At 74.7% G+C, this 9107-nt stretch carries 8 protein-coding genes; 4 read left to right on the forward strand and 4 right to left on the reverse strand.

Annotation, left to right across the window (positions count from 1 at the left end; translation table 11 throughout):
- Positions 1-14: 14 nt before the first annotated feature.
- Positions 15-800 (reverse strand): TetR/AcrR family transcriptional regulator, encoded by a 786-nt coding sequence (locus tag IE321_RS24010; protein ID WP_190224465.1) that lies wholly within the window; start codon positions 798-800, stop codon positions 15-17.
- Between the two features lie 67 nt (positions 801-867).
- Between IE321_RS24010 and IE321_RS24015 the strand changes: the two genes are divergently transcribed.
- Positions 868-2313 carry a purine-cytosine permease family protein gene (locus IE321_RS24015; RefSeq protein ID WP_190224466.1) on the forward strand — a complete coding sequence of 482 codons (1446 nt, stop codon included), beginning with the start codon at positions 868-870 and terminating at the stop codon, positions 2311-2313.
- A gap of 61 nt (positions 2314-2374) precedes the next feature.
- Here IE321_RS24015 and IE321_RS24020 read toward each other — a convergent pair whose 3' ends face one another.
- Positions 2375-3070 carry a gamma-glutamyl-gamma-aminobutyrate hydrolase family protein gene (locus IE321_RS24020; protein WP_190224467.1) on the reverse strand — a complete coding sequence of 232 codons (696 nt, stop codon included), beginning with the start codon at positions 3068-3070 and terminating at the stop codon, positions 2375-2377.
- Positions 3071-3148: 78 nt separating this feature from the next.
- Entirely contained in the window at positions 3149-3883 is a 735-nt protein-coding gene (locus tag IE321_RS24025) for a FadR/GntR family transcriptional regulator (RefSeq protein ID WP_043231563.1), read from the reverse strand.
- 93 nt (positions 3884-3976) lie between these two features.
- Here IE321_RS24025 and IE321_RS24030 point away from each other — a divergent pair, with 93 nt between their 5' ends.
- The 3 genes from IE321_RS24030 to IE321_RS24040 are packed head-to-tail and all read left to right on the forward strand — an operon-like array spanning position 3977 to position 7508.
- Positions 3977-5341, forward strand: a complete 1365-nt coding sequence (locus tag IE321_RS24030) for a glutamine synthetase family protein (protein WP_190224468.1) — start codon at positions 3977-3979, stop codon at positions 5339-5341.
- Entirely contained in the window at positions 5308-6720 is a 1413-nt protein-coding gene (locus IE321_RS24035) for an aldehyde dehydrogenase family protein (protein WP_373316636.1), read from the forward strand. Before IE321_RS24030 ends, IE321_RS24035 begins: the two co-directional genes overlap by 34 nt.
- Positions 6721-6722: 2 nt before the next feature.
- Entirely contained in the window at positions 6723-7508 is a 786-nt protein-coding gene (locus IE321_RS24040; protein ID WP_372470230.1) for a 3-oxoacyl-ACP reductase, read from the forward strand.
- A gap of 3 nt (positions 7509-7511) precedes the next feature.
- On the opposite strand, the gene IE321_RS24045 is transcribed toward IE321_RS24040, so the two are convergent.
- Positions 7512-8714, reverse strand: coding sequence for an amino acid deaminase/aldolase (locus tag IE321_RS24045; protein ID WP_190224470.1), 1203 nt, complete (start codon positions 8712-8714; stop codon positions 7512-7514).
- Positions 8715-9107 lie beyond the last annotated feature (393 nt).

The following is a 9107-nucleotide window of genomic DNA, read 5'->3' on the forward strand; positions in this document are numbered from 1 at the left end:
GGCCCCGCCGCAGCTCAGGCGCCGGCTGCCGCCGTGCTGGCGGCCGCTTCCGGCGCCGCGGCCTGTGCCGACACCGCCGCTGCCGCCTCCGCGGCCTGCGCCGCCGCGCGCGGTACCGCCGCCTCGGCCGCCTCCGTGGGGGAGAAGTCGAGCGGGAGGGTGCCGGTGGCGCCGGGGGCGTCCAGGGTGCCGTGCGGGAGGGCGAGGGCGCGCTCCGCCGTGCTGAGGGCGAGGCGGGTCACGGCCGCGGGGCGGTCGGTGCGGTCCGAGTTGGCGTGGGCGCCGAGGCCGTCGAGGACGACCAGGATCTGGATGGCCGCCGACCGCGCCTCGTCGGTGCGGAACTCGCCGCGGGCGACGCCGTCGAGGATCAGGGCCTCCAGCCGGTCGTCGGAGGCCAGCTCCATCCGCGTGACGACGTCCCGCAGGACGGGCCGGTAGCGGCTCAGGTGCCGGGCGTTGATCCAGAGGCGGCTGATGTCGTCGTAGGCCTCGCCGGACGACAGCGCGAAGTAGCGCGCCAGGTACTGCGCCGGGGTGCCGTCCGGGCGCTCCTGGGGCAGCAGGGTGTCCAGCTCGCCGAGGGCCGCGACGGAGAACGCCTCGGCCACCAGATCCTCGGCCGAGGGGAAGTAATGGCTGATCAGGCCGGGCCTGACCGTCAGTTCCTCGGCGACCCGCCGCAGGGTGACGCACTCCAGTCCCTCGGTGAGGGCGATCCGCGCGGCGGTCGCGACGATCTCCGCCCGCCGGGCCTCGGGTGATTTCCGGATTCGCTTGCGCTGGACGCTTGACGACATACCGGCGATGCTATTGAGTGTGCGACCAATAAGCAACCAGGTGGGCAATCACGCACCGGAGGGCCGCATGGCTTCCACGATCCCCGACCCGCGCCCCGGGACAGAGCGCGAGCGGGCACCCCTGCCGGCCGGTGACCGGCCCGGCCGCGTCGAGGCCCACGGCATCGACCACATCCCGGACGCCGAGCGCCACGGGCACCCCCGCGAGCTCTTCTCCGTCTGGGCGGCGGCGAACGTCAACTACCTCAGCCTCGTCATCGGCGGCGCGCTGGTCCTCATGGGGCTCACCCTGTGGCAGGCGATCGGCGTGATCGCGGTCGGCAACCTCTTCTGGGTGCTCACCGGCGTGCTCGCCACCTCGGGCCCGGCGGCGGGCGCGCCCAGCGAGGTCGTCACCCGCGCCCTCTACGGCGTCCTCGGCAACCGCGTGAACAACGCGGTCGGCGGCTGGCTGGTCTCCGTCTGCTACTTCGCCCTCAACCTGGCCGCCGCCGCGACCGCCGCCTTCGCCCTCGTGGAGAAGGCCGGCATCCCGGCGAACACCCCGGTCAAGGCCCTGGTCGTGGTGGTCATCGCCGCCCTCACGCTGACCATCTCCGTCTACGGCCACGCCCTGATCGTCAAGCTCTACCTGCCGATCACGCTCGCCCTGAGCGCGGCCTTCGCCGTCGTCGCCGTCGCCGTCCTCCGCCACGCCGACCTCGCGTACGCCCCCGCCGAGCCGCTCTCCGGCCCCACGCTGTGGGCCGTGCTGATCGCGGGCACCACGATGATCGCCTCGGGCCCGCTCTCGTACACGACGAGCGCCGACTTCTCCCGCTACCTGCCCCGCGACAGCTCGCCGCGCGCGATCACCCTGTGGACCGCGCTCGGCGCGTTCCTGCCGAGCGTCGTGGTCTGTTCGCTCGGCGCCCTCGCCGCCACCGCCGTCGACATGACGGACCCGCAGACGGCGCTCCAGGCCATCCTGCCGGGCTGGTTCGTTCCGGTGTTCCTGCTGTCCCTGGTGCTCGGCACCATCGCGATCAACGCCCTCACCGCCTACAGCGCGGGACTCGCCCTCCAGGCCGTGGGCCTGCGGATCCGCCGCACCGTCAGCGTCCTCTTCGACGGGGCCGTCGCCGTCGCGCTCACCCTCTACGCGCTGCTCGTCTCCAACTTCCTGGACACCGTCAGCAACGCCCTCCAGGTGATCACCGTCCTCACCGGCCCGATGATGTGCGTCTACGCCACCGACATCGTGCTGCGCCGCAACCGCTACGACGCCGCGGCCCTCGCCGACGAGACCCCCGGCAGCCCCTTCTGGTACACCGGCGGCGTCAACGGGGCGGGCGCGACCGCCCTGTTCGGCGGTCTCGCCGCGGGCGCCCTGTGCGTCGACAGCGTCTACACCGGCCCGGTCGCCGCCGCGGTCGGCATGGACCTCTCGCTGCCGGTCGGCATGGCCGTCGCCACCCTCCTCTACGTGGTCCTCGGCCGCCGCGCGGTCGCCGCCACCACCCCCGCCGCCTGACCGCGGCCCCCGAACCGCGGGGCGGCCGGACCGCCCACCCCGGCCGCCCCGCGCACCCCGCTCACCGGCGTACGGTCGCCTCCGCCGCCGCCCGGACGAGCCCCCGGACGATCCGGAAGTCCTCGCCCATCTCCGGGTGCCACTGCACCCCGAGGGCCCAGGCCGGCTCATCGAGCTCGACGGCCTCCACCGTGCCGTCCTCCGCGTACGCCGAGGCCACCAGCCCCGCGCCGAGCCGGTCCACGGCCTGGTGGTGGTAGGTCGGCACCTCGGCCTGCTCGGGGACGAGGGAGGCGTACAGCGTCCCCGGCACCGGCTTCACCGGGTGCAGGCCCATCACCCCCTCCGCCCCCACGTGCCCGTCCAGGTGCTGCGTCAGCGTCCCGCCCAGGGCCACGTTGAGCAGCTGCATCCCCCGGCAGACGCCGAGCAGCGGGGTGCCGGAGGCGAGGGCCGCGTCGATCAGGGCCAGCTCCCAGTCGTCCCGCTCCCGCGCCGGCGGGCCGGTCCGCGGGTCGGGCTCGGCGCCGTACCGCACGGGCTCCACGTCCGCCCCGCCCGCCACCACCAGGGCGTCCACCCGGGCCACCACGGCGGCCGCCGCGCCCGGCCCGTCCGGCGGCAGCATCGCGACCAGACCGCCGCCCTCCCGCACGTACCGCGGGTACCGCGCGGCCAGCAGCGCCGCCGGCATGTCCCACACCCCCCAGCGCGCCCGGTCGAGATAGGTCGTCACGCCGATGAGCGGCTTCGTCACGGTGCTGCCTCCTGGGACTCGCGGGACGTGCGCCGACTCTAGGACGTCGCGCACGTCAATGGACCGAGGACGTACCTTTCACGCCAGGAAGCCGCGCAGCAGCGCCGCCGTCCCCGCGCAGTGCTCCCGCGCCACCTCGCGCGCGGTGTCCGCGTCGCCCTCCAGGACCGCCTCCACCAGCGCGGTGTGCTGGTGCTGGGAGTGCTCCAGATTGCGTACGAGGAGCGGGATGCAGTCCAGCAGGTCGTTGACGGTCGCGCGGACCGCCGCGTACTGGGCGGTCAGGGTGGGGGAGCCGGAGAGCTCGGCCAGCGTGAGGTGGAGCAGCGTGTCCCGGCGCCGGTAGCCGGCCGGCGGCGCGTCACGGGTGGCCGCGAGCGCCGCCCGCAGCCGCTCCCCGCCCGCCGCGTCCAGGCCGTGCGCGGCGCAGAGCCCGGCCGCCCCGACCTCCAGAACCTCCCGGAAGCGCAGCGCGTCCTCCATGTCGACGGCGGCGATCCGGCGGCGCAGCTCCGCCCCGTCCGGGTCCTGGGGGCGGGGCAGCACGAACGTGCCGCCGTACCGGCCGCGCCGGCTCTCCACCAGGCCCTGCTCCTGGAGCACCTTCAGGACCTCGCGGAGCGTCACCCGGCTGATCCCCATCCGGTCGGCCAGCTCCCGCTCGGCGGGCAGCCGTTCGCCGTCCGGGACCAGGCCCAGGCGGACCACCTGGAGGAGCTGCTCCAGGGCCTCCTCGAAGCCGTTGCCGGCCCGGACCGGGCGCAGGACCGGCGTCAACCGGTCGGCCGGCCCGGCCGGTTCACTCGTACGGATCACTTCTCGTCACCCCTGCCCCTGACGCTTCCCAAGCAATGGTCTTGCCCCATACCTTATGACTCCCGGCAGCCGAACGAGGAGAGTCGTCCCGTGGCAGACCGCACACCCCCGCTGACCGTCGAGGAGCTGCGCGCGCTCGTGGCGGACGGCGCGATCGACACCGTCGTCCTGGCCTTCCCGGACATGCAGGGCCGGCTCCAGGGGAAGCGCTTCGCCGCCCCCTTCTTCCTCGACGAGGTCCTCGCCCACGGCTCCGAGGGCTGCAACTACCTCCTCGCCGTCGACACCGAGATGAACACCGTCGACGGCTACGCCATGTCCTCCTGGGACTCCGGCTACGGCGACTTCGCCATGCGCCCCGACCTCGCCACGCTGCGCCGGGTCCCCTGGAACGAGGCCACCGCCCTGGTCACCGCCGACCTGACCTGGGCCGACGGCTCGCCCGTCGTCGCCGCCCCGCGCCAGATCCTCCGCCGCCAGCTCGACCGCCTCGCCGCCCACGGCCTCACCGCCCACGTCGGCACCGAGCTGGAGTTCATCGTCTTCAAGGACACCTACGAACAGGCGTGGGACGCCGGCTACCGGGGCCTGACCCCGGCCAACCAGTACAACATCGACTACTCGATCCTCGGCGGCGGCCGCGTCGAGCCCCTGCTGCGCCGCATCCGCAACGAGATGGCCGCCGCCGGGCTCACCGTCGAGTCCGCCAAGGGCGAGTGCAACCCCGGTCAGCACGAGATCGCCTTCCGCTACGACGAGGCGCTCGTCACCTGCGACCAGCACGCCGTCTACAAGACCGGCGCCAAGGAGATCGCCGCCCAGGAGGGCGTCTCGCTCACCTTCATGGCCAAGTACAACGAGCGCGAGGGCAACTCCTGCCACATCCACCTCTCCCTCCAGGACGCGGCCGGCACCAACGTCATGGCGGGCGACGACCCGCACGGGATGTCGGCGACCATGCGGCACTTCCTCGCCGGACAGCTCGCCGCCCTCCGCGACCTCTCCCTCCTCCTCGCCCCCAACATCAACTCCTACAAGCGGTTCCAGCCCGGCTCCTTCGCCCCCACCGCCGTCGCCTGGGGCCACGACAACCGCACCTGCGCCTTCCGGGTCGTCGGCCACGGCCCCTCCACCCGCTTCGAGAACCGCGTCCCCGGCGGGGACGCCAACCCCTACCTCGCCGTCGCCGCCATGGTCGCCGCCGGCCTGCACGGCATCGAGCGCGGCCTCGAACTCCCCCCGCCCTGCGCCGGCAACGCCTACGCCGCCGACCTCGCCCACGTCCCCACCACCCTGCGCGAGGCCGCCGAACTCTGGGAGACCAGCGAGATCGCCAAGGAGGCCTTCGGCGCCGAGGTCGTCGCCCACTACCGCACCATGGCCCGCGTCGAACTCGCCGCCTTCGACGCGGCGGTCACGGACTGGGAACTGCGCCGCTCCTTCGAACGCCTCTGAGAGGACCGAGCCCCTTGCCCACCGAACTCCGGGTACTGAACCCGGCGACCGAGGAACTCGTCGCCACCGTCCCCGCCGCCACCCCGGCCGACGTCGACGCGGCCGTCGCCCGGGCCGCCGCCGCCCAGGCCGCCCGGGCCGCCGCCGCCCGCGGCGACCGCGCCCGGCTGGTCCGCCGCTTCGCCGCCGTCCTCGACGCCCACACCGAGGAGCTCGCCCTCCTGGAGGTCCGCGAGGCCGGGCACACGATCGGCAACGCCCGCTGGGAGGCGGGCAACGTCCGCGACCTCCTCGACTACGCGGCCGGCGGGGTCGAGCGCCTGAACGGCCGCCAGATCCCCGTCCCCGGCGGCCTCGACGTCACCCTCCTCGAACCCCTCGGCGTCATCGGCGTCATCGCGCCCTGGAACTTCCCGATGCCGATCGCCGCCTGGGCCTTCGCCCCCGCCCTCGCCGCGGGCAACGCCGTCCTCCTCAAACCGGCCGAGACCACCCCCCTCACCGCCCTGCGCCTCGCCGAACTCGCCCTGGAGGCCGGCCTCCCCGCGCACCTCCTCCAGGTGCTCCCCGGAGAGGGCCCGGTCGCCGGGAACGCCCTCGTCGAGCACCCCGGCGTCGCCAAGATCGTCTTCACCGGTTCCACCCGCACCGGCAAGACGATCATGGCCAGGGCCGCCGACCAGGTGAAGCGCCTCACCCTCGAACTCGGCGGCAAGAGCCCCAACATCGTCTTCGCCGACGCGGACGTCGAGGCCGCGGCCGCCGCCGCCCCCATGGCCTTCCTCGACAACAGCGGCCAGGACTGCTGCGCCCGCACCCGGATCCTCGTGCAGCGCGCCGTCCACGACCGCTTCCTGGAGCTGCTCGCCCCCGCCGTCGAGGCGACCGTCGTCGGCGACCCGCTCGACGAGCGGACCCAGATGGGGCCGCTCATCTCCCGCGCCCAGCTCGACCGGGTCCGCTCCTACGTCCCCGAGACCGCCGAGGCCGTCCGCGGCAAGGCCCCCGAGGGGCCCGGCTTCTGGTTCCCGCCGACCGTCCTCACCGGCGTCCCCGAGGACGCCCCCTGCGCCGTCGAGGAGATCTTCGGCCCCGTCGCCGTCGTCCTCCCCTTCGAGGACGAGGCCGACGCGATCCGGCTGGCCAACGCCACCCCGTACGGCCTCTCCGGCTCGATCTGGACCCGCGACGTCGGCCGCGCCCTGCGCGCCTCCCGCGCCGTCCGGGCCGGCAACCTCTCCGTCAACTCCCACTCCAGCGTGCGCTACTGGACCCCCTTCGGCGGCTTCCGCCAGTCCGGCCTCGGCCGCGAACTCGGCCCCGACGCCCTGACCGCCTTCACCGAGACCAAGAACGTCTTCATCAGCACGGAAGGCTGACCATGACCACCGAAGAGATCATCTGCCGCCGGCTCGTCGGCCGCACCGCCGTCATCACCGGCGCCGGCAGCGGCATCGGCCTCGCCACCGCCCGCCGCCTCGCCTCCGAGGGCGCGCACGTCGTCTGCGGCGACATCGACGAGCGGGCCGGGAAGGCGGCCGCCGAGGCCGTCGGCGGCACCTTCGTCAAGGTCGACGTCACCGACCCGGAGGAGGTCGAGGCGCTGTTCCGCACCGCCTTCGAGACCTACGGCTCCGTCGACATCGCCTTCAACAACGCCGGCATCTCCCCGCCCGACGACGACTCCATCCTGGAGACCGGACTGGAGGCGTGGAAGCGCGTCCAGGACGTCAACCTCACCTCCGTCTACCTCTGCTGCAAGGCCGCCCTGCCCTACATGCGCCGCCAGGGCCGGGGCTCCATCATCAACACCGCCTCGTTCGTCGCGATCATGGGCGCGGCGACCAGCCAGATCTCCTACACCGCCTCCAAGGGAGGCGTCCTCGCCATGTCCCGCGAGCTCGGCGTGCAGTTCGCCCGCGAGGGCATCCGGGTCAACGCGCTCTGCCCCGGCCCGGTCAACACCCCGCTCCTCCGGGAGCTGTTCGCCAAGGACCCGGAGCGGGCCGCCCGCCGGCTCGTGCACATCCCGGTCGGCCGGTTCGCCGAGGCGGAGGAGATCGCGGCGGCCGTCGCCTTCCTCGCCAGCGACGACTCCTCGTTCGTCAACGCCGCCGACTTCCTCGTCGACGGCGGCATCTCGGGCGCGTACGTGACGCCCCTGTAGGCCCTACAGGAACGTGCGGCCCTCGCCCCGGTAGGTGGGCACCGTGTCCACCACACGGTCGCCCGCCACCAGGCGCAGGGCGTCGAACCGCTCGCACAGCTCGCCGGCCTTCGCGTGCCGGAACCACACCTTGTCGCCGATCCGCAGGTCGTCGGCCGGCGAGCCGAGCAGCGGGGTCTGCACCTCGCCCGGCCCCTCCCGCGGGTCGTAGCGCAACCCCTCCGGGAGGTACGGCACGGGCAGCCGGTCCCGCCCGGCCGCGCCGGACGCCGGATAGCCGCCGCCGAGCACCGTGACGACCCCGACGCCGGGCCGCCGCACCACCGGCAGCGCGAAGAGCGCCGCCGGCCGGCCGCTGAAGGACGAGTAGCCGTCGAAGAGCCGGGGCACGTACAGCCCCGACCCGGCGGCGATCTCGGTGACCGCCGACTCCGCGGCCGTGTGCTGCACGCTGCCGGTGCCGCCGCCGTTCACGAACTCCAGGTCCGGCGCCACCGCCCGTACGGCCCCGACCACCGCCGCCCGCCGCTCGGCCAGCTCCCGGCGGGCCACCGCCTGCATCGCCCGGACCGCCCGGGACCGCAGCGGCCGGCCGGCCACCGCGTCCCCGACACCCGCCACGTGCCCCTCGTACGCCATCAGCCCGACCAGCCGGAAGCCCGGCCGCCGGACCACCGACCGGGCCAGCTCGGCCAGCTGCGCGGGCGTCCGCGCCGGCGACCGCAGGGCCCCGATCCGCACCCGGCCGCCCAGCAGCCGCAGCGCCGTGTCCATCTCCAGGCAGACCCGCACCTCCTCGGTGCCGCCCGCCCGCGCCGCGTCGATCAGCTCCAGCTGGGCCACGTCGTCGACCGTCACCGTCACCGCGGCGGCGAGCTTCGGGTCCCGCGCCAGCTCCGCGAAGGAGGCCCGGTCCGCCGACGGATAGGCGAGCAGCACGTCGTCGAACCCGGCCCGCGCCAGCCACAGCGACTCGGCGAGCGTGAACGACATGATCCCGGCGAAGCCGTCCCGCGCGAGGACCCGCTCCAGGAGCGCCCGGCACCGCACGGACTTGCTCGCCACCCGGATCGGCTTGCCGTTCGCCCGCCGCACCAGATCGTCCGCGTTGGCGTCGAACGCCTCCAGGTCGACGAGCGCCAGCGGCGCGTCGAGAGCGGCGGTGGCCCGGTCGTACCGGGCCCGGTCGGCGGCACGGGGAGTCATGGCCCGAGCTTGCCAGACCGTCAGGAGGGCCGGTACCCCTCGGTTCCCGCGCGGCGGGGAACAGCCCGTAGAGTGGCGGGCATTGTCGGCGGGAGCAGGGGGCGGGATGACCAGCGAAGAGAACCCCCGCACGCCCCGCGTCACAGAAACCCTCCCCCCTCCCGGGACCCCCCGCGCCGCGGCCCCCGCACCCCCTCCCCAAAGCGCCCTGGCCTCCCTCACCACCCACCTCACCCCACCCCCGCCGCCCCCGCCGAACGGCACCCCCCGCCCGGAAACCGGTACGGCCCCGGCCCGGCGCCCGGCAGCGACCGCGCCCCCGCGCCCCGCGCCGGCTACGCCCCCGGTCACCGCCGGTCCGTCGCGCCCCGAGTCGGGTACGGCCCCGGCCCC

Source organism: Streptomyces hydrogenans (assembly GCF_014656075.1).
Lineage (GTDB): Bacteria > Actinomycetota > Actinomycetes > Streptomycetales > Streptomycetaceae > Streptomyces > Streptomyces hydrogenans.

Excerpts from the sequence above, each read along its gene's own strand:
- IE321_RS24010 (WP_190224465.1), bottom strand. The coding sequence starts at position 800 with ATGTCGTCAAGCGTCCAGCGCAAGCGAATCCGGAAATCACCCGAGGCC.
- IE321_RS24015 (WP_190224466.1), top strand. The coding sequence starts at position 868 with ATGGCTTCCACGATCCCCGACCCGCGCCCCGGGACAGAGCGCGAGCGG.
- IE321_RS24040 (WP_372470230.1), top strand. The coding sequence starts at position 6,723 with ATGACCACCGAAGAGATCATCTGCCGCCGGCTCGTCGGCCGCACCGCC.
- IE321_RS24045 (WP_190224470.1), bottom strand. The coding sequence starts at position 8,714 with ATGACTCCCCGTGCCGCCGACCGGGCCCGGTACGACCGGGCCACCGCC.